The organism is Neochlamydia sp. EPS4 (genome assembly GCF_000813665.1).
Taxonomy (GTDB): Bacteria; Chlamydiota; Chlamydiia; order Chlamydiales; family Parachlamydiaceae; genus Neochlamydia.
Genome location: NZ_JSDQ01000056.1, coordinates 1 through 24441, shown reverse-complemented (window position 1 = coordinate 24441; position 24441 = coordinate 1). Strand labels below are relative to the sequence as shown.

The 24441-nt window shown below is 39.5% G+C and carries 19 protein-coding genes; 14 read left to right on the top strand and 5 right to left on the bottom strand.

The window, feature by feature from the left end:
- The first annotated feature begins 25 nt into the window (after window positions 1–25).
- The 5 genes from DB42_RS05695 (at window position 26) to DB42_RS05675 (ending at window position 4573) form a co-directional block, all read left to right on the top strand.
- A complete protein-coding gene (locus DB42_RS05695; RefSeq protein WP_044882115.1) occupies window positions 26–901 on the top strand; it encodes a polyprenyl synthetase family protein in 876 nt (291 codons plus the stop codon).
- A 692-nt stretch (window positions 902–1593) separates the two neighbouring features.
- Window positions 1594–2280 (top strand): sugar transferase, encoded by a 687-nt coding sequence (locus DB42_RS05690; protein ID WP_238579002.1) that lies wholly within the window; start codon window positions 1594–1596, stop codon window positions 2278–2280.
- Window positions 2281–2444: 164 nt separating this feature from the next.
- Window positions 2445–2948 (top strand): hypothetical protein, encoded by a 504-nt coding sequence (locus tag DB42_RS05685; RefSeq protein WP_044882114.1) that lies wholly within the window; start codon window positions 2445–2447, stop codon window positions 2946–2948.
- A gap of 1 nt (window position 2949) precedes the next feature.
- The gene (locus DB42_RS05680) at window positions 2950–3327 is read left to right on the top strand and encodes a ferredoxin (RefSeq protein WP_044882113.1); all 378 of its coding nucleotides are present in this window, start codon (window positions 2950–2952) and stop codon (window positions 3325–3327) included.
- Window positions 3290–4573, top strand: a complete 1284-nt coding sequence (locus DB42_RS05675; RefSeq protein ID WP_044882112.1) for a replication-associated recombination protein A — start codon at window positions 3290–3292, stop codon at window positions 4571–4573. The genes DB42_RS05680 and DB42_RS05675 overlap by 38 nt, the downstream gene beginning before the upstream one ends.
- Window positions 4574–4926: 353 nt before the next feature.
- Here DB42_RS05675 and DB42_RS05665 read toward each other — a convergent pair whose 3' ends face one another.
- Window positions 4927–5475, bottom strand: a complete 549-nt coding sequence (locus DB42_RS05665) for a hypothetical protein (protein WP_052436012.1) — start codon at window positions 5473–5475, stop codon at window positions 4927–4929.
- Between the two features lie 819 nt (window positions 5476–6294).
- On the opposite strand from DB42_RS05665, the gene folD reads away from it, so the two are divergent.
- Both folD and DB42_RS05650 read left to right on the top strand, forming a co-directional pair.
- On the top strand, window positions 6295–7185 hold the full coding sequence (folD, locus tag DB42_RS05655) for a bifunctional methylenetetrahydrofolate dehydrogenase/methenyltetrahydrofolate cyclohydrolase FolD (RefSeq protein ID WP_044882109.1): 891 nt from the start codon (window positions 6295–6297) through the stop codon (window positions 7183–7185).
- A gap of 150 nt (window positions 7186–7335) precedes the next feature.
- Entirely contained in the window at window positions 7336–8259 is a 924-nt protein-coding gene (locus tag DB42_RS05650) for an FAD:protein FMN transferase (protein WP_052436016.1), read from the top strand.
- Here the strand turns inward: DB42_RS05650 and DB42_RS05645 are convergent.
- Complete coding sequence (locus tag DB42_RS05645) at window positions 8249–8476, bottom strand: hypothetical protein (protein WP_044882108.1); 228 nt, start codon at window positions 8474–8476, stop codon at window positions 8249–8251. The genes DB42_RS05650 and DB42_RS05645 overlap by 11 nt on opposite strands.
- Before the next feature lie 297 nt (window positions 8477–8773).
- Here DB42_RS05645 and DB42_RS05640 point away from each other — a divergent pair, with 297 nt between their 5' ends.
- Window positions 8774–10105, top strand: coding sequence for a hypothetical protein (locus DB42_RS05640; protein WP_044882107.1), 1332 nt, complete (start codon window positions 8774–8776; stop codon window positions 10103–10105).
- A 28-nt stretch (window positions 10106–10133) separates the two neighbouring features.
- On the opposite strand, the gene DB42_RS05635 is transcribed toward DB42_RS05640, so the two are convergent.
- Both DB42_RS05635 and dnaN read right to left on the bottom strand, forming a co-directional pair.
- A complete protein-coding gene (locus tag DB42_RS05635) occupies window positions 10134–11168 on the bottom strand; it encodes a DNA replication/repair protein RecF (protein ID WP_044882106.1) in 1035 nt (344 codons plus the stop codon).
- A 21-nt stretch (window positions 11169–11189) separates the two neighbouring features.
- On the bottom strand, window positions 11190–12326 hold the full coding sequence (gene dnaN, locus DB42_RS05630) for a DNA polymerase III subunit beta (RefSeq protein WP_044882105.1): 1137 nt from the start codon (window positions 12324–12326) through the stop codon (window positions 11190–11192).
- A gap of 222 nt (window positions 12327–12548) precedes the next feature.
- Between dnaN and smpB the strand changes: the two genes are divergently transcribed.
- Window positions 12549–13004 carry an SsrA-binding protein SmpB gene (smpB, locus tag DB42_RS05625; protein WP_039385262.1) on the top strand — a complete coding sequence of 152 codons (456 nt, stop codon included), beginning with the start codon at window positions 12549–12551 and terminating at the stop codon, window positions 13002–13004.
- Between the two features lie 49 nt (window positions 13005–13053).
- Window positions 13054–13476, top strand: a complete 423-nt coding sequence (locus DB42_RS05620; RefSeq protein WP_044882104.1) for a 23S rRNA (pseudouridine(1915)-N(3))-methyltransferase RlmH — start codon at window positions 13054–13056, stop codon at window positions 13474–13476.
- 78 nt (window positions 13477–13554) lie between these two features.
- Here DB42_RS05620 and DB42_RS05615 read toward each other — a convergent pair whose 3' ends face one another.
- A complete protein-coding gene (locus DB42_RS05615; protein WP_044882103.1) occupies window positions 13555–14055 on the bottom strand; it encodes a hypothetical protein in 501 nt (166 codons plus the stop codon).
- Between the two features lie 531 nt (window positions 14056–14586).
- Here DB42_RS05615 and acpS point away from each other — a divergent pair.
- The 4 genes from acpS to DB42_RS10880 all read left to right on the top strand — a co-directional run.
- Window positions 14587–14955: a holo-ACP synthase gene (gene acpS / locus DB42_RS05605; RefSeq protein WP_044882101.1), complete on the top strand. Its 369-nt coding sequence runs from the start codon at window positions 14587–14589 to the stop codon at window positions 14953–14955.
- Window positions 14956–15323: 368 nt separating this feature from the next.
- Window positions 15324–18128 carry a leucine-rich repeat domain-containing protein gene (locus DB42_RS10885; protein ID WP_080502752.1) on the top strand — a complete coding sequence of 935 codons (2805 nt, stop codon included), beginning with the start codon at window positions 15324–15326 and terminating at the stop codon, window positions 18126–18128.
- Between the two features lie 211 nt (window positions 18129–18339).
- Window positions 18340–21201: a leucine-rich repeat domain-containing protein gene (locus DB42_RS10440; protein ID WP_052436011.1), complete on the top strand. Its 2862-nt coding sequence runs from the start codon at window positions 18340–18342 to the stop codon at window positions 21199–21201.
- Window positions 21202–21483: 282 nt separating this feature from the next.
- Window positions 21484–24441, top strand: a 2958-nt coding sequence (locus DB42_RS10880) for a leucine-rich repeat domain-containing protein (protein WP_080502751.1), incomplete at its 3' end; no start/stop codon positions are given.

The following is a 24441-nucleotide window of genomic DNA, read 5'->3' as shown; positions in this document are numbered from 1 at the left end:
TCGGCAAGAAATTAAGCCAATGAATATGAAAAACGTAGAACCCAACATCCACGGCTATCTCCACGATAGATGCAAAAGCATAGAAAAACGGCTTGCTGAGCTGACTGCAGGAAAAGATACGGCTTATTTTAACCTTTTAGAGGCTACCCGTTATTCTCTACTTGCTGGCGGCAAACGTATACGTCCTCTTCTGGTATTAGCTACCGCTACGGCTTTAGGAGGCTCAGAAGATTTAGCATTGGATCCAGCTTGTGCCGTAGAAATGATCCATACTTATTCTTTAATCCATGATGATCTACCCTGCATGGATAATGATGATTTTAGACGTGGAAAACCTTCGTTACATAAAGCTTTTACCGAAGGACATGCTGTTTTAACGGGTGATTATTTACTTACTTATGCTTTCGAGATTATCACAAATGGAACCGGCCTTCAAGCTCATCAAAAAATAGAATTGATAAATGTTATAGCCAAAAACGCGGGTGCAGAGGGAATGATTGGCGGACAAATCATGGATATCGAGTCCCACCAGAAGGCTATCGACCTTCATTTTTTACAAGATGTTCATCGACGTAAAACAGGGGCTCTCATTACTGCCTGTATTGAATGTGGGGTTATCATAGCAAATGGCAGCCCAGCAGATCGGGAAATTTTAAAATCGTTTGGTCAAAAGATAGGGCTTGCTTTTCAAATCATCGATGATGTGCTAGATGTGACTTCTAACAAAAACTCAGATATAAAAAATCATAAAACTACCTACGCTACTTTATTGGGGCTATCCGAAGCTCAAGAATTAGCCTTTGAATATTATCAGGCAGCTATGGAGCAGCTGAAAAAGTTACCGTATGATACAGCTTTGCTCGTCTCTCTTGCCGATTTATTGGTCCATCGAAATTGTTGATAGTTAATCGAGAACAAAGTGCTATAACAGATAACTTTAATAAAAGGGCAACCTCTCCTACCTTTAGTAGGTAAGCGATAGACTAAGTGGCTTAATTAACGATTAGAGAAAGAGAAAAAGGTGTATTTTTCGCATCCTTTATTTTTTTTCACCCCTATCTCTTAAGCATCTGATCTATTCCCCTATCTAATAATGCCATTTTAAGAGTCTATCTCAATAAAATCCAAAAAAGGAATCGCCTTCCTGGCAGCTCCTTTCTCCTAAAAAGAGATTCTTAGCAAGTATATGATTGCTTAAAAAACTGCCTAAAAGCTTATAATTATATAGCCTGATACCAAGATTTTTTAAAGGAATATTAGGAAAAAAAGCGTGTATGCCTTTTATAGGGTGGTGCAGTGAAAGCTGTTATTGCTCCCAAAAAATCCTAAAACTTTTACTTAAAGCGGGATGGGGGCAAAAAAGTTTATTATTTTAAAAATGATTAATATTACCTAGCTTTATTAAATCCAAAAACTTTAACATTTTTTAAGTTTTACAAACAAATAGGCAAATATCTACGAATAAGTTTATTATTTTTTTTATTTGCCTAAAAATTACTTTGGATGCTATCTAAGAAATCCTAGTCGGTTAGCATTACCTATATAAAGAAAATATTTGTATAAAGATACAAAATGGTTGGCAAGCAAAAAATTATGGATAATTCCCCTCAATGGATGCAAGAATCTACAGCCTTAAGATTCTCCCCTTCTCTGGGTTTAACGGTCAAACGTAATCCAACTAAACGCTTGTTTGATATTATTTTTAGCCTTTGCGTGCTTATTATTACCTTGCCCGTGTTGGCAATAGTCGCTATTTCCGTCTATTTTTCTTCTAAAGGTAAAATCATTTATTCTCAGGAGAGAATAGGCCGAGGTGGCAAACCTTTTCGCTGCTATAAATTTCGCACCATGTATCCTGATGCCGATGCAAGGCTGGATGAAATTCTAGAGAGTTCCTTGGAATTAAAAAGGGAATGGGCTAATGCGCATAAACTAAAAAATGATCCACGAGTGACGCCAATAGGCAAATTTCTTAGAAAGACTTCTCTTGATGAATTTCCTCAATTTGTAAATGTTTTGAAAGGAGATCTTAGTGTGGTAGGCCCTAGGCCGGTCGTTCAATACGAAGTGGTTCGACATTTAGGGTATAAGGCTACAAAAATCTTGTCTGTACGTCCAGGCGTAACGGGTTTATGGCAAGTTTCAGGACGCAGTGACATTAGCTATGCTAATCGTATTAAACTCGATGAGCAGTACATAGAATCCCAATCTTTACTTCTCGATATAAAAATCATTGCTAAAACCATCCCCATTGTATGCTTCCCCAGAGGAGCTTATTAATTTTTGGTACACTTTTTAAATATAGGATCAAAGGTAGCTAGAGAAATACTAGGATTTATAGGAAAAGAGGCTACATGGTGGCTATAACCCCAGAAAACAACCTCTTTTTTCAGAGAAAACTATAGATCTCCCCTAAGTAGCCTTTTAAAGTTTGTAAATTTTTTATGCATTTAAGTAGAAAAAATCTATTCCTTACCTTCTTTAGCGGCTTAGTACTTACCCTTGGCATGCCAGCTATAGCTCCTAGTATCCGGCTTATGTTCTTAGTGCCTTTTCTTATTGTTTCCTTTTATCAAAAATCCTTCTCTCGCTGCCTCTGGTATGCATTTTTTTGTGGATTCCTCCTCGATTTACTGTCGGTACAGCCTCCTTTCGGCTTCTATGCTGGCAACTACACCCTGGGAGCTGCTGTGATTTACCCTCAAAAACGTCATTTTTTTGCCGATCATCTAAGTACGCTACCCATCATGACCTTCCTTTTTTCCTTTACTATAACTTTTTTCCAAGTTATTTTCCTTTATATATTGGGAGCGCCTCTTTCTGTAGGCATACGATGGATAGTTTCCGATCTTTTTGTAATGCCTTTAGGCGATGCTCTTTTTGCTTTTCTATATTTTATCCTCCTTCCTTTAAGCTTACAAAAAAAATCCCGACAAAGGTATATCTAATATGCAACAAAATCTTAACGAAAGGTTAATAAAATGTGGGGTTGACACCCTTAAACGCCATATCTTTTTATGTAGCGACCAATCAAATCCGCGCTGCTCTAGCTCAGATACGGCCTATGCTTCTTGGCAATATTTAAAGCAAAGGCTTCAAGAATTGAATTTGACCGGTGCCGGAGGCATCTATAGAACAAAAGTAAGCTGCTTAAGAATTTGTCAAAAAGGTCCTGTTGCTGTCATCTATCCTGATGGAATTTGGTATCATTCCTGTACCCCCGAAGTTTTAGAGATCATCCTTCAACAACATCTTATCGGTGGCAAACCGGTAAAAGAATATATTCTTTATGATCACTCCAAAATCGCCTATAGCTCCTCTTGCTGAACAGATGCGTCCTGCATCTATCGAAGAAATCGTAGGGCAGGAACATCTGATAGGACCAGAAGGCTTTATAACAAAAATTATTTCTGCAGGCAGACCATTATCTATTATTCTTTGGGGGCCGCCTGGATGTGGGAAAACATCTATCGCCAGGCTATATGCAAAAGCTTTTAATATCCCTTTTTATTCAATGAGCGCTATCTTTAATGGCATCACTGACCTCAAAAAGCTTATAGAAGAGATAGAAAACACTCCCCTACTCCATCAAAGAGCTGTTTTATTTGTAGATGAGATTCATCGCTTTAATAAAGCTCAGCAAGATGCTTTTTTACCCTACGTAGAAAAGGGAACCATTGTTTTAATCGGGGCGACTGCAGAAAATCCCTCTTTTCATCTTAATACTGCTCTGCTTTCGCGGCTGCGGGTGTTATCGCTTCAGCCTTTAAATGAGAAATCTTTACATCATTTATTACAACGCTATGAAGCTCGAAAAAAAGTATTACCTCTTACCGACGAAGCCCGTCAGCTTTTAATTTTATCAGCTCAAGGGGATGGCCGTTTCCTCCTCAATCTAATTGAAAATCTCCAAGGTGTTAATGAAAATATTGTTTTAGATGCAGATACTTTACAAACATACTTACAGCAACGTACTGCTCGTTATGATAGGCAAGGCGATCAGCATTATCAGTTAATATCGGCTCTTCATAAAGCGGTAAGAGGCTCTGATCCTGATGCAGCTTTATACTGGTTGGCGCGTATGCTAGAGGGTAAGGAAGATCCTTTATTTTTAGCACGCAGAATTATCAGAATGGCTAGTGAAGATATAGGATTAGCAGACCCGCAAGCTTTACCTTTATGTATCGCAGCACGCGACACTTATGAAATGTTAGGCTCTCCTGAAGGAGAGCTAGCTTTAGCCCAAGCTGTCGTTTATCTTGCTCTAGCCCCAAAAAGCAATGCTCTTTACAAAGCTTATGAAGAAGCCAAGCAATTAGCTGCGCAAACAACTCACATGGCTCCCCCTCCCATTATTCTTAATGCATCAACTCCTCTAATGAAACAAATGGGATATGGAAAAGATTATATGTATGATCACGAGCTAGAACATGCTTTCTCAGGGCAAAATTATTTTCCAGAAGAATTACCGCCTAGGAAATTTTACTGTCCTGTGGAGCGAGGTTTTGAACGTGAAATGAAAAAGAGGCAAAGCTATTTCGACAAGCTAAGAAGTATTAAGAAAAACAAATAATTTTTTATAATAAAGCATCTAGGATAGCAAAGAAGTTATATACTTTTTGAGCAGTCTTTCATGCAAACTTATACGCTATGAAAATCATGCTTTTGGACAAAAAGCCAACTTTGCAAGATTAAATTTTTTAGATTCTATAGACTTAGCTTCTTTAAAGAGTATGGCTTTTGGCAACAAAGGATTGTCTCTAACTTTTCTATGCATGGTTGAGGCAATAAGGCTTTAAAATTCTTAGAAGGATTTCCATCCTCCATAAAGGTTGCCCTTTCTAAACAAAAATAAAACTTCTACTCTTTACCGAGTGAATAAAAAAATAAGAGGAGATTAGGATGTTTTTTCTCCTCTTATAAAAGTTAATTCTTGTCTCCTAAAGTGGCTGAATTTTCAGCTTTGCTTTCGCCTTTAGAATCTTCGGATGAGACTTTTTGCATGCACATAGCAAAACGTTTAGCTTTTTGTTGTTGAATATCATTCAGCATATCGGTGATTTGCTTTCCATCCTTTATTCCATGGGCTTTCATGGTCAAAGCAAACAAATCTGTCAAAGTTTCTCTAAATAACCTGACGGCAGCTTGGCGCTGTTGAGGGTCTTTAAGAGGGTTTGGGTCTAATTTAGCTGCTTTTTCCTCCACGGTTTTGATGACCTGCTTATCTTTCTGAGCAAGTTCACTAGCTATTGCCTCCCACTTATCTTGAGAGACGTTATACTTTTTTAAAGTCTCTAGCACAAATACTTTAGGAAAATAGGAAATAAGTAATTCCTTAGAGCATTCATCATTCAACCCAACAGGAGTACTGGGCGGCGTTTGTAAAGGAGCATTTTGTGCAAAAGCATGAGTAGAAAGTAGAGCACCCACTCCTAAGAATGGCGCTATCCAGGTCTTGAGGACCGATTTATACATATTTCCTCCTAAAAAGGTTCTTGTAATCAACAATTTTTCCAAAGTTGTAAATCCACGTTACAATATACTATTATTTTTTTGCACTCTTTTGCTTTTTCTAAAGCTTTTTTTTCTAGAAAGCAAGGATTCCTTTAGTGAAAATACTCTTACCATAAATTTTCCTAACTTTTCTAAAGCTTTAGCTTTTATGCTTTAAAAAAGCTATCTTGGGGCTAAAAAACTTAACTTCCCCCACAGTTCTTTCTCTGAGGCAAAGCCTAGTTTTTATGGTAGAAGATTACATAATAAAATTGCTCACCCCTCTATTTTAAGTTACAAAAAGATATTTATCTTAAAAAAAACTTCCCTTAAATTTTTTTCTCCTTCACTCTTTATCTTTTGATTCGTAGCTAGTTCACCTCCTCCCTCTTTCATAAAAAGAGCTAAATTTCACTAAAATCAACTTCAAAAAAACATTTAGATTTTAGAGAAGCTAGGCAAACTTATTTCTATTATTTATCCAGGGCTTATTCTTTCAAAAAGGCTAGAGTAAAGTAGAAAAGAAGAACATTCTAGGGAATTTCCTATTTATTTAATCTAATTCATAAAAGGGTGATAGCTTTTAAACCTCTTCAGAAAAATAGAAGCAAAAGTTGGATTAAAAGTAAAAATGGGTTATGCTAATCCCCTCCTATATAAGCATAAAAGACATGAAAAATGCTTTAAGCAATTTTTCTTTCTTTACTTATAATAGTTGTAAAGTTTTCTTTACCTGCACCTTAAAGCCTAGCTCCTAATATTTTGATTGGAATTATAGAACAAGACAGTTAAATTCTCGCTATGATCATCAATGGAAAAAAAATTGCTCAAGAAATTGAAGAAGAGATAAAAGCTACTCTTTTAAATATGCATGGCCGTCCGCCATGCTTAGCTGTTATTATTGTTGGCGACCATCCAGCCTCTCAAATTTACGTGCAACGGAAAACCCAAGCTTGCAAAAATGTAGGAATTTTATCCTTAAAAATCCATCTACCTTCCTCCTTATCAGAAAAAGAGCTCCTCGACAAGATCCATGCTCTTAATTTAAATTCCACAGTAGATGGCATCCTTGTGCAATTACCTTTGCCGCCTCACATTAACCCATCGCTTGTTAATTTAGCCATCTTACCAGAAAAAGATGTCGATGGATTTCATCCTTTTAACGTAGGCAAAATGTTAATGGGAGAAACGGATGGATTTTTCCCCTGCACACCGCTAGGCATTCGTGCCCTTCTAGCCAGATCCCAGATAGAAGTAGCTGGCCGCCACGTGTTAATTGCTGGCCGCAGCAATATTGTAGGGAAGCCTATGGCCGCTATGTTAATGCAAAATAACCCTGAAGGCAATGCCACTGTTACCATCGCCCATAGTAGGACTAAAAAGATAGATAGCTTAACCTCTCAAGCTGATATTATTATCTTAGCGATGGGACAACCTTTATTTCTTAAAGCAGATATGATTAAAGAAGGGGTAACAGTGATTGATGTAGGAATAAATAAAATTAACGATTTAAGTCGTCCTGCTGGATATAGGCTGGTGGGTGATGCAGACTTTGATCACATTAAAGACAAGTGTGCCTATATTACTCCTGTACCAGGAGGAGTAGGTCCTATGACGATTGCTATGTTATTAAGCAATACTCTTAAGAGCTATTCTAAGCGATTGGATTTGAACCTTCAAAAGGCTCAATAAATACTTAAGATGAAGAGGGAATTGGGGTGTAATACAAAGGATAAGTTAAAGAAATGCTATACATTTAGCTATTTTTTTATCCTCTTTTTCTTGCTTTATTCTTGCTCAAATTTCACCCATGAAAAATTGACCCTTTTTTCCGGGAATGAGATGACGATTAACTATCGTATTCTCATTGGTCATCCGTTGAGCGCCTCAGAAAAAGCCCTTATTTCTAAAATTATCCGAGACACTTTCGAAGAGGTAAACCATATTTATAATAAATGGAATCCTTCCTCCGAGCTTTCTTGCCTTAATCAATTAAAAGCAGGGACTGTAGTATCCATCTCTACCGAGCTTGAGCAATTATTAAATTTGACAGACAAGATAGTTTTATTATCGGAAGGACGCTTCGACCCTACCATAGAACCTCTGCAAGCTCTGTGGAAAAAACATCTCGAGCAAGGACAAATTCCTTCTGAAGGCGCCATCTTGTCTGTTGCTGCTACAATAGGGTGGAATAAAATTCATTTTGGCCAAGGAAAATTTTATAAAGATTTAGACGATATTCAACTAGACCTTGGAGGAATCGCTAAAGGCTATTGCGTAGATTTACTTACTGATAGGCTTAATGAAGCAGGCTATACGAATCTATTTGTGGAATGGGGGGGAGAAATAAGGACCATGGGGGAGCATCCTCAGGGTAGGCCGTGGAATATTTTTATTAGCCGTTTGGGAAATATTAATCCAGAAAACGCTATCGCTAAGATAAATTTACGCAATCAAGCGATTGCTACAAGTGGGGATTATTTTCAAAGCTGGGCGATAAAAGCTAAGAAAGGCGACAATGCTTATCACACTACTACCTATTTTCATATTCTTGACCCTGTTAATCTTACACCTCTTATTATAACGAGGGAAAATGTGGCTAGCGCAAGTGTTTTAGCTCCTTCGTGCGCACTAGCTGATGGATTAGCTACTACAGCCCTTATGTTTCGTTCTAAAGAAGAAGCTCAGCGATGGGCAGATAAAATTACCCACGATTATCCAGAGATTGCGTTTTGGATTGTTTCCCGAGAAGATCTCAATGAATAGATTCTTTTTCAAGCTCCTTGACTAACAAGCAATAGCCTTCCGCAAAATGCCGTTTAAATCTTTCAGGGCAATTATAGAAATGGCTCCTTAAACGATGCGCGTAAACCTCAAAAGGGTCGGCATGGTGTACATCTCTTTTTAAGAGAGTCTCTGTCATTAACTCTGCAAATTCTATCATCAAATCCTGCGAGGAAAGAGGAAATTCTTCTATGGTCACTTAAGTTTACACTTTTGTTAAAATTTTAATTAGTCCCTACCCGCCCTGCCGGGGTAGATAGTTCAACAAAAAGGATTATACAAAAAACATTTAATAAATCAATTTTTTTGCCAGGCTTAAACACTCGCATTCCCCAAAGCCTAGCCAAATAAAAGGGTTGTCAATAATAACATTTTAAAATACAATGTTTTCAACAATTGAATTGAAATATTCCTCTGCTTTTGTAAACCTTCTTCACTAACTTTGATCGCTAACGAGCTTTCCAGCAAGAAACAATAAATCCTTTAAAGAAAGCCTATGCCCACTTTTACTACTCGAAAAAATAAAATAGTTTTAACGGATTATAACTATCGTAGAGACATTGAAAATCGTCTCTTTATGGCAGAGTTATCGATTTTGGAAGTCGATGTCTTGCAAGAAATTATTAATGGTTCGTTAAAAACCACCCTCACTACCCTTGCAGATAATTTGGAGATCGCTCCTTCTAAACTTCGTCCTATTTTAGATAAATTAGCCAAAAGCGGCCTTTTTCAAATCCAAGGAGATGGGGTGCTCGTTGATAAAGAGATGCGTAAGTATTACGAGGCGCATATTATCAAATTCGATGATGACTTTCGTCCTGACATGGAGTATTTACAAGGATTATTAAGTAAAGCACCCATTCATGCCCTTCCCTCCTGGTATGCCATCCCCCGTAGCTCAGACAATATCTTTAACTCTATTATAGAAAAGTTTTTGTTCACCCCAAAAATTTATGAACGTTATTTACAAGATCTCGTTTTCGATAACCCTATCATAAGCTCGATTGCAAAACAAGTATTTGCAGCTCCCGATTATAAAATTAGTGCAAGCGCACTTATAGAAAAATTTGGCCTTACTAGGGAGCAATTTGAAGAGTATATGCTTTTCTTAGAGTTTAGCCTAGTTTGCTGCCTCCGCTATGTTAAAACGAATGATGTTTGGGAAGAGGTCGTTACTCCTTTTCATGAATGGCACGAATTCTTATTATTCGTTCAGAATACTCATCCAGTAGCTATTCAAGATGTTACCCCTATTACTGCTGTCTATGAAAAAGAGTTTGGATTTTTAAATGAATTAAATGCTTTTGTAAAAAAATTGCTAAAAAAAGGTGTTTCTTTTACCAATGCCCCTAAAGATTTATTAGAAGTAGCCCTTTTATTGGAGATTGCCAAGCAAGAAAAGCAAAAAATTGTGGCATCAGTTTATACGGAAGACTGGCTTAAGAAAACTCGCGCAGACCAAGCCATCATCCTTTATCGACAGTCACTGAATCGCTTGATTGCTAATGAGCAATTTACTTCTTTTTCTGAAAAAGATTTACGCGAAGTCGAAAAAAGTCTTAAAAATTTTGCTCATGGAAAGTGGGTTTACTTCGAGGATTACATTAAAGGTTGTTTGGCTGCCGTAGGAAGTGTTTTACCTACTTCTTTGGTTAATAGAGGTAAAAGATGGAAATATAGCACCCCTAATTACAACGAAGATGAAAGGGAATTTATAAAACTTATCACCTGCGAATATCTCATGCAAGCAGGTATGGTAGCTACAGGCTATCACCAGGATAAACTATGTCTTTGCTTGACCCCTTTTGGTCGTCTCTCTTTAGGTTAGCAGGCAATACGAATGATAAACCTCTTACTTAAAGCTCTTCGGTGGAGGTTATAAAAACTTGCCCTAAAGTTTTTAAGTGGATCAAAAGTTTTTGCCGGCGTGTAGTATCTAAGCTAACCCCTACATCGTCAATCAACATTAAAGGTAGTTCTTGGCTTAATTCCCGTAGGCGCTGCCATTCCGCTAATCGAAGAGCCATGACGCAACTACGTTGTTGCCCTTCACTTGCAAACAAACGCACTTCGCGATCTCCTATCTTTATTAATAAATCATCACGATGGGGACCATACAAAGTCATCCCCACTTCTTTTTCGCGTACACGAAGCTTATCCCATTGCTGCAGATAATGTTGACGCAAAAGCTGCATATCCTTTATTTGGCGGCTACTATTTTTGTATTCCAAACTTAAAGGCGCAGTCTCTGCGGTTAACATTCCGTATAACCCGTTTCCCCATTTTTGTAGATCTGCAATCGTTTGCTCTCTTTGCAGGGTCACATAAGCCGCGGCTCCTGCCATCTCTTGCTCCCAAGTTTGGATAGCAAGCATTTCGTTTTTCTTTAATAAAGCATTACGTTGCCTCATAGCGCCTATATAACGTGTCAAATAATGTACATATAAAGGATCTATCTGGGCAATCTGCAGATCGAGAAAATGCCGTCGCAATAAAGGAGAACCTTTAATTAAAGAAGTGCTGTCAGGAGTTAAGACGACTCCTTGCAAGATGCCTAATAGGTTAGCTACTGACGAAAAAGCTGTACTATTATGTATAATTTTTCGCTCATTGCCATCATAAAGAATCTTGAGTGTTTGCGCTACGCCTTGCTTAATAAAGCATGCTTCAATATGAAAATACTTTTGCCCATATTGAATCATATCGGAAATTTGCTGCGTACGGAAAGATCGACCATTTATTAACAGCTGGATCGCCTCTAAAATAGTTGTTTTACCATAAGCATTAGGGCCTACAATCGTATTAATTGCAGGGCTAAAGTCAAAAGTGGCCTCCTCATAACGACGGAAATAGCGTAAATATAGCTTTTGAAGAAAAAGACCACTACTCAAATTGATAACCTCTTATTTTAGCTAATCTTCACTCAAACGCATAGGCATTAACACAAACAGCGAATTTTGTTCTGATTCTTTCTCCTCTTCATTTTGATCATAATTAAAGTCACTAATCAAGCCAGGATTATAAGGATCAGTAATTCCTAAGGAAATAGTTTCACTTTTACTATGACGCAAAATATCTAAAAAGAAATGAGGGTTAAAAGCAATTTCTAACTTTTCCCCTTTATAATTTACCGGCATACTTACTTTACCTTCTCCTATTTCCATCGTGTTGGCTGTCAATTTCAACTCCCCTTCGTCGAAAGTAAAACGAACGGAGTGATTATTTTCTGCAGCAAATAGAGAAATTTGGCGCAATAAAGTCATCAATTCTTCACGGTGGAGATTGACGGTTATCCCAGTTTGAGAAGGGATGACACGGTTAACATCAGGATACTCTCCTGCTAATAGTTTACTAATAATAGTCGTATTAGAGGCTTTGATAGCAATTTTGTCCTGCATTAAAAACACTATAGCTTCGCCCTCTTCTTCCAGATTTTTAAGGATTTCCTCTACCGCCTTAAGAGGAATCACGTAAGTACCTTGGAAAGATGGATCGATATTAAGGGTAGTTTGGGATTTTGCTAGACGCTTTCCATCCGTACCAATAAAGGAAGCTGTTCCTCCCTGCACCTGCAAACATACTCCTGTGAGCACATAACGATTGTCTTCACGAGAAACTGCAAAAGCTGTACGATAAAGCATGTCTTTCAAAATTTTTTGTTTAATTTTGAAATGCACGGCATCTGTCACATTAGGTAGGGCGGGAAACTCATTTTTGTTCATTCCATTTAACTTAAAGCGCGAAGTTTGAGCATTAATTTCAGTGATTTCATTTTCTGAAGTAGAAATTTCCACATTCATCGCTGTCAACTCACGTATTAACTGAGCCAAGCGCTTAGCAGGCAATGTTGTTGATCCCTCCTCAAGAATTTTTGCTTCAGTAAAGCAGCGGACCCCTACTGTTAAATCTGTAGCTGTAATAATGAGCTCATTATTAATAGCTTCGATCAAAAAGTTGGAAAGAATAGGAATAGTAGATTTTTGAGCAACTGCATTAAGACACTTATTAATTAAATAATTAAGCTCTTGTGTGGCTATGACGAATTTCATAGATAATTCCTTAAGCTAAATAAAAGAGAGACCCAAGATAAGTGACCATAAGCTCTTTGTCAAGCAATAAACATAGATGCTTTATGTGTTTATGCTTGCCTATCTAAAAAAATGCGAAAACCAAAGAATTGATAGATTGGAAAGGTTATAAAGGCCCTAAGAGATATTGACCCTGCAATCTCTCTTGCTTCGTTTATGCGCCTTCATTTAATATATTTGCATATGAATAATAAATCTTCTGATCTCGTATCTAATAAACGCGCTTTCCACCATTTCGAAATTCTCGAAACTTTTGAAGCAGGTATTGCCTTAGAAGGCACAGAAATCAAATCGCTAAGAGATAATGGGGGTAGCCTGCAAGAATCTTATATCAAAGTGATTAACAGGGAAGCATGGCTTATTGGGTCCCATATTGCTCCTTATAAGTATGGCAACATTCACAATCATCTAGAGACTCGTGACCGTAAACTTCTTTTACACAAAAGAGAGATCTTTAAACTACGCGAAAGCGTGCAGGAAAAAGGTTTAACGATTGTAGCCCTTGCCCTGTATTTAAAAGAGGGAAGGGTGAAAGTAAAAATTGCTATTGCTAAAGGAAAAAAGTCTGCTGATAAACGAGAAGCCATTAAAGAAAGAGACGAAAAACGCTATATGCAAAAAATGCTGAAAAGCCGTTAATTCCCTAAGGTTTGCGGGAAGCTTTCTTTAAATTTTTATATATAATTAAATGCTTAAACTGAAAATTATTTCTATTGGTAAAACAAAAGAAGAATGGCTCAATGACGCCATCCAAGAATATGTTAAACGTCTATCCCCTGTCTTAAAATTTGAGTTCGTAGAAGCTAAAAATAATGCACAGCTTCAAGAACTCATTTCCAAAGAAAAGCGGGTGATCTGTTTAGACGCGGCAGGGCAACTTTTAGATAGCGAAAAATTTTCTAGCTTTCTGCAGGTTCAATTTATAGAAGGCGGCTCGCGCTTGACACTAGTTATTGGAGGAGCAAGTGGATTGCCGGAAACAATCAAACTTTCCTACCCTTGCCTTAGCCTCTCCCCTTTAACGATGACTCATCAAATTATTAGATTAGTACTCATAGAACAAGTCTATCGAGCTTTTGAAATTGCTAAAGGCACTCCTTACCATAAATAAGCTAAGCTTTTTTCCATCCACTGGCTAGCCTACCCACTCTAGAGGAGCACCCTTTATTTATTACCCGTAAGCTGTCTATTAACTTCGATCTTCTAGAGGCTTTGTAAAAGCAAGCCTGAAATAGATCATAGCGCCATTAATGAGAGCAGAGCCTATCGCTACATCAATTAAGCCACGGATGTCGGCAGGTATGCCTAAATATTTCATAGAGAAGCCAAGTCCCATCATCCCCGCTAAAAGAATATAATATTTGGAATCATATATATTCTGTAAATAGGTAGGATTAGGCAAAGAATAAATCCTTTCTACCCCTTTAACAGCCGCTTTACCCAACACATAACGTCCTTTGGAATAACCTATAATCAATCCTGATGCAATCAGAAACACCATAGCATTTTCTGAATTTGAGAAAACAGAAGAAAAAAGATTAAGCAAAGGATAATTATTTTTTTCTAGAAAACGCATATCTTGGACAGCGTGAAGTAAAAAATTTAGCCCCAAGGAAAGTAAAAAGCTTCCTACAGCTAACCAGATGATTCCCGAAAAAACAATTAAAGTTTTGTGACTCAATTTTAGCATATTTTCCTCTCCTACATGATAATGATAAAAAAGAAATTTAACCTATTGAGAGATATAAGATAAAGAAAAAAGGAATAGTTAAAAGATAGACAAATAAAGGCCATTTTTTTATATCTTTTCTAAATTTGAGAAAAAAGCTCTGAAGTTATACATACTCATTATCTAGTAAGAGGTGCTAAATTTCAAAATTCACTACTCACGACAGTGAGATAAGCCTTTTTACTCATTTGATTGGCCTCCTATGTAAAGTTGCTTCACTCTTGTTTTTTAGGGTATATATTCCTGTTACCTGGCAAGCTATCGGCTATCTTAAAATTAAAGCTGCGAGGAAGGAGGCCAATGAAGCTGCTGAAGCTATTAAAGAGTGCATTAAAACGCAAGTATGGATGTTAAAATATAGTCCCTCAGAAGGTTTGATGTCTTGTAAGCTTCTTTCACATAGAATTGCAGCAAGCTTTATCTCAGATGTTGACTTACCTTCTTTTAAAAAGGGATATATTTTTTTACTGGATAGATTACAAGGTAGCTAAGATGATTCGTGGCATTGGTATTGATATTATTGAAGTGGCTCGTATTGAGGCAAACATACATAAGTATGGCCAAAAATTTCTTGATAAGGTTTTTACCGAGGAAGAGCAAAAATATTGCCAATCCTTCCGGCAATCGAGTAAAAACTTTGCAGGTAGATTTGCTGCTAAGGAGGCGGTTGTAAAAGCTTTAGGCACGGGCTTAACCGGAGGCCTGAGTTGGACAGATCTCGCTATCCTTAATAATGAACAGGGTAAACCCTATCTTGCTCTTACAGACACCTTTAAAAAGCATTTCAAAAACCCTCTTATTCATATATCCATCAGTCATTGCCAAAAATATGCGACTGCCACAGCTATTTGGGAAGAATAAATCTATAAAAAGGGACTACGTTTGCCGTTCTATCGTCTAGCCTATACATCCAACAAAACACGCTGCATAAAATCAAAATTAACTTCTTAATTCTCTAGGAGGCATCTGTTATAAAAAGAGGTTAAAATAGTAAGCGCTTGTTAGAAGGCAGGAAATGGTAAGTTGATGCTAAGGTTAAAACAGGTAAATTGAATGGTTATCGCAAAACTTACCGAAATTCCTATAAAGCTGCAGCTTAAAAAAATTGCCATTATTTTTGTTTATAACTGCTTAGTACCTATTTCTAGTATTCTCTTGCATGTTTTATTTCTTTCTTATACTTTTTAAAAATTATCAGAAACATGCATGGCACTTAAAGAGGGCATACGATGAATACTAGCTCTTCTATCACCATTGAACATTTACCTAATGAAATATTAGCCCCTATTCTAAAGGCTTGCGCTAGCCCTTCCTTATTTAGCGTATGTGGAAGATGGCAACATCTCCTAGCTAATGAAGTCATGCCCCCTCTTTACAAGCTAATAGGTAAAATTCATTTCCCTCAAGGAAATGTTAACGAGCGGGCTCTTATTTTAGACAGGATTTATAAGCTAGAAGAAGAACTGTCTGAAACAGCAAAGGTAAATGCAATCTTCAGACAAACCTTTACCCTAGCTAGGACTCTTTCTCCTTTAGAATTTAAGTGGAAAACCGAGGAAAAAAGATATTATACTCTGACTAATTATTCCTCTTATGTGGTAAATATTAGTCGCCTCTTAATGTGGAAAAAATTACCTGGTGGAGAGAAATACTTAGGCCAAGAAGAAATCAAGTACTTGTCTTTAGAAAGAAAAGGGGAGCTATTTGGAGGGTGGATTGAAAATTATGGCAAAGATATTACGAGCTTACAATTAGAAGGAATCAGCTTAACCTTTTTACCTCCAGAGATAGGGCAATTATCAAACCTGAAAGATCTGGACTTAAGCGACAACCGACTCACCACTCTTCCGGTAGAGATAGGGCAATTATCGCATTTGCAAATGCTTAACTTAACTAGCAACCAGCTCACATGCCTTCCGGCAGAGATAGGGAAATTATTGGACCTGCAATTGCTTGGATTAAGCGACAACCAGCTTACCAATCTTCCTGCAGAGATAGGGCTGCTATCTCAGCTGCAAGAGCTTATCTTAAGCAACAACCAGCTCACCAACCTTCCGGCAGAGATAGGACAGCTATCACAGCTGCAAGGGCTTTACTTAAGTAGCAACCAGCTTACCTCTCTTCCGGCAGAGATAAGGCAGCTCTCTCAGCTGCAATTGCTTGGTTTAAGTAGCAACCAGCTTACCAATCTTCCTGCAGAGATAGGGCTGCTATCTCAGCTGCAAGAGCTTATCTTAAGCAACAACCAGCTCACCAACCTTCCGGCAGAGATAGGACAGCTATCACAGCTGCAAGGGCTTTACTTAAGCAGCAACCAGCTTACCACTCTTCCGGCAGAGATAGGGCAGTTATCAAAACTGCAAGAGCTTATCTTAGAAAATAACCAGCTTACCACTCTGCCGGCAGAAATAGGGCTACTGCCTCAGCTGCAATGCCTTAGCTTAGATCACAACCAGCTTACCTCTCTTCCGATAGAGATAGGGCAGCTATCACAGCTGCGGCGACTTGACTTAGACCACAACCAGCTTACCAATCTGCCTAAAGAGATAGGGCTACTGTCTCAGCTGCAAACGCTTGATTTAAGTAGCAACCAGCTTACCTCTCTTCCGGCAGAAATATGGCAGCTATCACAGCTACAAGAGCTTTACTTAAGCAACAACAAACTTACTTTCCTTCCTTCAGAGATAGGACGACTCTTGCAGCTGCAATGCCTTAGCTTAGATCACAACCAGTTTACCTCTCTTCCGGCAAAGATAGGGCAGCTATCACAGCTAAAAGAGCTTGGCTTAGACCACAACCAGCTTACCAATCTGCCTAAAGAGATAGGGCACCTACCACAACTACAAGGCCTTGGATTAAATAACAATCAACTCACCACTCTTCCTTCAGAGATAGGGCAGCTATCTCAGCTGCAATGGCTTGGATTAAACAACAACAAACTTACCTCTCTTCCGACAAAGATAGTGCAGCTATCTCAGTTGCAAGCGCTTCATTTAAGTAGTAACAAACTTACCTCCCTTCCAACAAAGATAGGACAGCTCTCCCAGCTGCAAGGGCTTGATTTAAGTAGCAACCAGCTTACCTCTCTTCCGGCAGAAATATGGCAGCTATCTCAGCTGCAAGGGCTTGGTTTAAGTAGCAACCAGCTTACCTCTCTTCCGGCAGAAATATGGCAGCTATCTCAGCTACAAGAGCTTGGCTTAGACCACAACCAGCTTACCTCTCTTCCGGTAGAGATAAGGCAGCTATCACAGTTGCGAAAGCTTGGATTAAATCAAAACCAGCTTACCTCTCTTCCGGCAGAAATATGGCAGCTATCACAGCTACAAGAGCTTTACTTAAGCGACAACCAGCTTACCTTCCTTCCCGCAGAGATAGGGCAGCTATCACAGCTACAAGAGCTTGGCTTGAATCACAACCAGCTCACCACCCTTCCAGCAGAGATAAGGCAGCTCTCTCAGCTGCAAGCGCTTCATTTGATTAGAAACCAACTCACCACCCTTCCGGCAGAAATAGGGCAGCTGTTGCAGTTGCAAAAGCTTGGATTAAGCAACAACCAGCTTATCAGCCTTCCAGCAAAGATATGGTATCTATCACAGCTACAAGAGCTTTACTTAAGAAACAACCAGCTTACCAACCTTCCTACAGAGATAGGGCAGCTCTCTCAGCTGCAAGGGCTTGGATTAAACAACAACCAGCTTACCTCCCTGCCGGCAGAAATAGGGCAGCTCTCTCAGCTGAAAGGGCTTATCTTAGAAAATAACCAGCTTACCAATCTGCCTAAAGAGATAGGGCTACTGTCTCAGCTGCAAACGCTTGATTTAAGTAGCAACCAACTCACCTCTCTTCCGGTAGAGATAAGGCAGCTATCACAGTTGCGAAAGCTTGGATTAAATCAAAACCAGCTCACCACCCTTCCTGCAGAGATAGGACAGCTACCAGCTCTACGAGAGCTTCAGCTAGAAGAAAATCCGCTGAAAAATATTCCAAGAAAAATAAAGCAGCGTTTTTGGTTATATTTTGTTTGTAACTGAAATGGCTTGCGTCTTCATCAGCTAATAGGTTAAAGGAACAAATCATATGCTTAAAAGATTCCAAGGATGTAGAGAGCCTTCCGGCTCATCAAAAGCCACTAATATCTTTTTTGCTATTTGTTTCTAAATCTTGCTTGCACGTTTTGGTTTGTTTAGGTATACATTGCCCTAAAAACGACTAAAATATGATTAATTTAAAGCAACCCATACAATGAACCCTAGCTCTTCTATCACCATTGAGCATTTACCTAATGAAATACTAACCCCTATTTTAAAGGCCTGCGCTAGCCCTTCCTTATTTAGCGTTTGTGCAAGATGGCGACGTCTATTGAGTACAGAAGTAATGCCTTCTCTTTATAAACAAATAGGTAAAATGCACTTTCCTCAAGGAAATGTTAATGAACAGGCTCTTATCTTAGATAAAATTTATGAGCTAGATAATGAGCTTCTTCCAATGCAAAAGGTAAAAGCAATTTTTAAGCAAACCTTTACTCTAGCTAAGTCTCTTTCACCTTTAGAGTTTAAAGAAGGACGTGAGGAAAATAGATATTTCACATTGGCTAATTACTCCTCTTATCTATTAAATATTAATCGCCTCTTAATGTGGAAAAAATTACCCCGTGGAGAGAAATATTTAAATCGAGAAACAATTAAGTACTTACCTTTAGAAAAAAAAGGAGGGCTTTTCAGTAATTGGATTAAAAGGCATGGCAAAAGACTTACCAAGCTGGACTTACAAGGAATTGGCTTAACCTTTTTACCTCCAGAGATAGGGCAATTATCAAACCTGAAAGATCTGGACTTAAGCGACAACCAGCTCACCACTCTTCCGGTAGAGATAGGGCAGCTATTGCAGTTACAAAAGATTATCTTAAGCAGCAACCAGCTTACCTCCCTTCCGGCAGAGATATGGCAGCTCTCTCAGCTGCGGCGGCTTGACTTAAACAACAACCAACTTACCTCCCTGCCGGCAGAAATAGGGCAGCTCTCTCAGCTGCAAAAGCTTATCTTAGGCAGCAACCAACTTACCACTCTTCCGGTAGAGATAAGGCAGCTATCACAGCTAAAAGAGCTTGGATTAAGCAGCAACCGACTCACCACACTTCCGGTAGAGATAGGGCAGCTGTCTCAGCTGCAAGCGCTTGGATTAAGCAACAACCGACTCACGGCACTTCCAGTAGAGATAAGGCATCTGTCTCAGCTGCAAGCGCTTGATTTAAGTAGCAACCAGCTTACCTCTCTTCCGGTAAATATATGGCAGCTGTCTCAGCTGCAATTACTTAATTTAAACAACAACAAACTTACCTCCCTTCCTGCAAAGATATGTCAGCTATCACAACTAAAAGTGCTTGGCTTAAATAACAACCAGCTTACCCCTCTTCCGGTAGAGATATGGCAGCTTTCTCAGCTGCAAAACCTTTACTTAAAGGATAACCAGCTCACTACCCTTCCGGTAGAAATAGGGCAGCTATTGCAACTGCAAGATCTCGACTTAAAAAGCAACCAGTTTACCAATCTTCCTGCAGAGATATGGCAGCTCTCTCAGCTGCAATACCTTTACTTAGACGGCAACCAACTTACCACTCTTCCTTCAGAAATATGTCAGCTATCACAACTAAAAGATCTTGGCTTAAACAGCAACCAGCTTACCTCCCTTCCGAGAGAGATAAGGCAGCTCTCTCAGCTGCAAGGGCTTGATTTAAGTAGCAACCAGCTTACCTCTCTGCCGGCAGAGATAAGGCAGCTCTCTCAGCTGCAAGTACTTATTTTAAATAACAACAAATTTACCTCCCTTCCAGCAAAGATAGGGCAGCTCTCTCAGCTGCGACAGCTTGACTTAAACAACAACAAACTTACCTCCCTTCCGACAGAGATAAGGCAGCTCTCTCAGCTGCAAGGACTTGATTTAAGTAGCAACCAACTTACCTCTCTCCCGGCAGCGATAAGGCAGCTCTCTCAGCTGCGGCAGCTTGACTTAAACAACAACAAACTTACTTTCCTTCCGACAAAGATAGGGCAGCTCTCTCAGCTGCAATACCTTTACTTAGACGACAACCAACTTACCGCTCTTCCGGCAGAGATAAGGCAGCTCTCTCAGCTAAAAGAGCTTGGCTTAAATAACAACCAGCTTACCTCCCTTCCGAGAGAGATAAGGCAGCTCTCTCAGCTGCAAGGGCTTGATTTAAGTAGCAACCAGCTTACCTCTCTTCCGGCAGAAATAGGGCAGCTCTCTCAGCTGCAAGTACTTAATTTAAACAACAATAAACTTACCTCCCTTCCGACAAAGATAAGGCAGCTCTCTCAGCTGCGACAGCTTGACTTAAATAACAACCAGCTTACCAATCTTCCTAAAGAGATAGGGCAGCTCTTTCAGCTGCAAATGCTTATCTTAGGCAGCAACCAACTTACCTCTCTTCCGGTAGAGATAAGGCAGCTATCACAGCTACAAGAGCTTGGCTTAAACAACAACCAGCTTACTACCCTTCCTGCAGAGATAGGGCTACTGTCTCAGCTACAAGTGCTTGTCTTAGACCACAACCAGCTTACCAATCTTCCTAAAGAGATAGGGCAGCTATCTCAGCTACAAGAGCTTGATTTAAGTAACAACCAGCTTACCTCTTTTCCGGCAGAGATAAGGCAGCTATCACAGCTGCAAGCGCTTATCTTAGGCAACAACAAACTTACCTTCCTTCCTACAGAGATAGGGCAGCTATCACAGCTACAAGCGCTTGGCTTAGACCACAACCAGCTTACCAATATTCCTAAAGAGATAGGGCAGCTACCACAACTACAAGAGCTTGGCTTAGACCACAACCAACTCACCACCCTTCCGATAGAAATAGGACAGCTGTTGCAGTTGCAAAAGCTTGGATTAAGCAACAACCAGCTTAACTTTCTTCCTATAGAGATTGGGCAGCTATCGCATCTGGAGGTGCTTAATTTAAGTAGCAACCAGCTCACCACCCTTCCTGCAGAGATGATAGGAAGCCTAACTGCTTTAAGAAGGCTTCAACTGAATGAGAATCCGCTGGAAAGCATTCCAGATGAAATAAGGCAGCGTTTTTGCCTTTAGCTGAAAAAGTTTGTTTTTTTATTACCTAATAGGTTAAAGGAACGAATTGATATTCTTAGAAGGTTTTAAGAATATAAGTGGGCCTTCCGGCCTATCAAGAGACATTAACATCGAAAGTTTTCTTTACTAAAGATTTTTTATCAGTCTATTACATTTCTCTCTTTTTTAAATTTAAAGGCTAAGAATCTGTCTCTAAAATTTTCTTGTACATTCTGTTTTATTCATGTATGTTTTGCTCTAAAAAACTCATAAAACATGCATGACATTTAAAGAGGTTGTACAGTGAATCCTAGTCCTTCTATCAGCATTGAAAGTCTACCTAATGAGATGCTCACACACATTTTGAAGTATTGCGCCACACCTTCTTTATCTAGCGTGTGCAGAAAATGGCGTGATCTTTTAGCTAGTGATAGTGAAATAATGCGATCTATCTATAAGCAAATAGTTGAGATTCATGTTCCTCGAGGAAATGTTAGGGAGCATGCTGTTATCTTAAACAAAATTTATAAGCTAGATAATGAGCTTCTTCCAGGACAAAAGATAAAAGCAATCTTTAAACAAATCTTTACTCTAGCTAAACCTCTCTCACCACTAAGATGGAAAGATCACCCTAAAGAAAACATATATTTTACATCAGCTAATTACTCCTCTTATGTGGTAAATATTAGTCGCCTGTTAATGTGGAATAAACTCCCTGGAGGAAAGAAATACTTAGATCAACAAAGAATCAAGCACTTGTCTATAGCAAGAAAAGGAGAACTTTTTAAAGGATGGATTGAAAGATATGGCAAAGACATTAAAAACTTAAGTTTAGCAGGAACAGGATTGACTTTTTTACCTCCTGAAATAGGACAATTATCTCAGCTGCAAGCCCTTTACTTAAACGGTACCCAGCTGACCATTCTTCCTGCAGAGATAGGGCTACTGTCTCAGCTGCGAAAGCTTGACTTAAACAACAACAAACTTACTTTCCTTCCTGCAGAGATAGGGCAGCTATCACAGCTACAAGCGCTTGGCTTAGACCACAACCAGCTTACCTCTCTTCCGATAGAGATATGGCAGCTATCTCAGCTGCGAAAGCTTGGCTTAGCCGATAATCACCTTACTACCCTTCCTGCAGAGATAGAGCTACTGTCTCAGCTGCGAAAGCTTGACTTAAACAACAACAAACTTACTTTCCTTCCTGCAGAGATAGGTCTACTGTCTCAGCTGCAAACGCTTGATTTAAATAGAAACCAGCTTACCTCTCTTCCGGCAGAAATATGGCAGCTGTCTCAGCTGCAAGTACTTAATTTAAATGACAACGAACTTACCTCCCTTCCTACAGAGATATGTCAGCTATCACAGCTAAAAGCGCTTGGCTTAAACAACAACCAGCTTACTTCTCTTCCTGTAGAGATAAGACAGCTATCACAGCTACAAGAGCTTTACTTAAGCAACAACAAACTTACTTTCCTTCCTTCAGAGACAGGACGACTCTTGCAGCTGCAATACCTTTACTTAGGCGGCAACCAACTTACCACTTTTCCTTCAGAGATAGGGCAGCTCTCTCAGCTGCGACAGCTTGGCTTAAATAACAACCAGCTTACCTCCCTTCCGATAGAGATATGGCACCTACCACGACTACAAGGCCTTGGATTAAACAACAATCAACTCACCACTGTTCCGGCAGAGATAAGACGGCTCTCTCAGCTGCAAGTACTTAATTTAAGCAACAACAAACTTACCTCCCTTCCGACAAAGATAGGGCAGCTATCACAGCTAAAAGAGCTTGGCTTAAATAACAACCAGCTTACCTCTCTTCCGACACAGATAAGGCAGCTATCACAGCTACAAGAGCTTGGATTAAGCAGCAACCGACTCACCGTACTTCCGGTAGAGATATGGCAGCTCTCTCAGCTGCAAGTACTTAATTTAAGCAACAACAAACTTACCACTCTTCCTGCAGAAATAGGGCAGTTATCGCAGCTGAAAACGCTTTGGTTAAGCAACAACAAACTTACCTCCCTTCCGACAAAGATATGTCAGCTATCACAGCTAAAAGAGCTTTACTTAGAACACAACCAACTCACCAATCTTCCTAAAGAGATAGGGCAGCTCTCTCAGCTACAAGAGCTTTACTTAAGCAACAACAAACTTACCTTCCTTCCGACAAAGATAGGGCAACTATTCCAGTTGCGAAAGCTTGGATTAAATCAAAACCAGTTTACCTTCCTTCCAGTAGAGATAGGGCAGCTATCACAGCTAAAAGAGCTTGGCTTAAACAACAACCAGCTTACCAGCCTTCCTACAGAGATAGGGCAGCTATCTCAGCTACAAGTGCTTGGTTTAAGTAGCAACCAGCTCACCACTGTTCCGGCAGAGATAGGGCAGCTATCTCAGCTGCAAGTACTTAATTTAAATAACAACAAACTTACCAGCCTTCCTAAAGAGATAATGCAGCTCTCTCAGCTGCAAAGGCTTATCTTAGGCAGCAACCAACTCACCAATCTTCCTAAAGAGATAGGGCAGCTATCTCAGCTACAAGAGCTTGGCTTAAACAACAACCAGCTTACCTCCCTTCCTACAGAGATAAGCCAGCTCTCTCAGCTGCGACAGCTTGGCTTAAACAACAACCAACTTACTACTCTTCCTTCAGAGATAACGCAGCTCTCTCAGCTGCAAGGGCTTGATTTAAGTAGCAACCAGCTTACCTCTCTTCCGGCAGAAATAGGGCAGCTCTCTCAGCTGCAAGTACTTAACTTAAACAACAACAAACTTACCAACCTTCCTACAGAGATAGGGCACCTCTCTCAGCTGCAAGGGCTTGGCTTAGACCACAATCAGCTCACCAATCTTCCGGTAGAGATAAGGCAGCTATCTCAGCTAAAAGAGCTTGGCTTAAACAACAACCAGCTCACCACCCTTCCTACAGAGATAGAGCAGCTTTCTCAGCTACAAGTGCTTGGTTTAAGTAGCAACCAACTTACCTCTCTTCCGGTAGAGATATGGCAGCTGTCTCAGCTGCAAGTACTTAACTTAAACAACAATCAGCTCACCACTGTTCCGGGAGAGATAGGGCAGCTATCTCAGCTGCAAGGGCTTGGATTAAATCAAAATCAGCTTACCTTCCTTCCAGCAGAAATAGGGCAGCTATCACAGCTACAAGAGCTTGGCTTAGACCACAACCAGCTTAACACTCTTCCTGCAGAGATAGGGCATTTATCCCAGCTCAGTAAACTTTACTTAGACAGCAACCAG

What these genes read in the sequence shown, in the direction of transcription:
- folD (WP_044882109.1), top strand. Translation starts at nt 6,295, where the DNA reads ATGATCATCAATGGAAAAAAAATTGCTCAAGAAATTGAAGAAGAGATA.
- DB42_RS05650 (WP_052436016.1), top strand. Translation starts at nt 7,336, where the DNA reads ATGACGATTAACTATCGTATTCTCATTGGTCATCCGTTGAGCGCCTCA.
- DB42_RS10885 (WP_080502752.1), top strand. Translation starts at nt 15,324, where the DNA reads ATGAATACTAGCTCTTCTATCACCATTGAACATTTACCTAATGAAATA.
- DB42_RS05680 (WP_044882113.1), top strand. Translation starts at nt 2,950, where the DNA reads ATGCAACAAAATCTTAACGAAAGGTTAATAAAATGTGGGGTTGACACC.
- DB42_RS05695 (WP_044882115.1), top strand. Translation starts at nt 26, where the DNA reads ATGAAAAACGTAGAACCCAACATCCACGGCTATCTCCACGATAGATGC.
- DB42_RS05615 (WP_044882103.1), bottom strand. Translation starts at nt 14,055, where the DNA reads ATGCTAAAATTGAGTCACAAAACTTTAATTGTTTTTTCGGGAATCATC.
- dnaN (WP_044882105.1), bottom strand. Translation starts at nt 12,326, where the DNA reads ATGAAATTCGTCATAGCCACACAAGAGCTTAATTATTTAATTAATAAG.
- DB42_RS05685 (WP_044882114.1), top strand. Translation starts at nt 2,445, where the DNA reads ATGCATTTAAGTAGAAAAAATCTATTCCTTACCTTCTTTAGCGGCTTA.
- smpB (WP_039385262.1), top strand. Translation starts at nt 12,549, where the DNA reads ATGAATAATAAATCTTCTGATCTCGTATCTAATAAACGCGCTTTCCAC.
- DB42_RS05690 (WP_238579002.1), top strand. Translation starts at nt 1,594, where the DNA reads ATGGATAATTCCCCTCAATGGATGCAAGAATCTACAGCCTTAAGATTC.
- acpS (WP_044882101.1), top strand. Translation starts at nt 14,587, where the DNA reads ATGATTCGTGGCATTGGTATTGATATTATTGAAGTGGCTCGTATTGAG.
- DB42_RS10440 (WP_052436011.1), top strand. Translation starts at nt 18,340, where the DNA reads ATGAACCCTAGCTCTTCTATCACCATTGAGCATTTACCTAATGAAATA.
- DB42_RS05675 (WP_044882112.1), top strand. Translation starts at nt 3,290, where the DNA reads ATGATCACTCCAAAATCGCCTATAGCTCCTCTTGCTGAACAGATGCGT.
- DB42_RS05620 (WP_044882104.1), top strand. Translation starts at nt 13,054, where the DNA reads ATGCTTAAACTGAAAATTATTTCTATTGGTAAAACAAAAGAAGAATGG.
- DB42_RS05665 (WP_052436012.1), bottom strand. Translation starts at nt 5,475, where the DNA reads ATGTATAAATCGGTCCTCAAGACCTGGATAGCGCCATTCTTAGGAGTG.
- DB42_RS05640 (WP_044882107.1), top strand. Translation starts at nt 8,774, where the DNA reads ATGCCCACTTTTACTACTCGAAAAAATAAAATAGTTTTAACGGATTAT.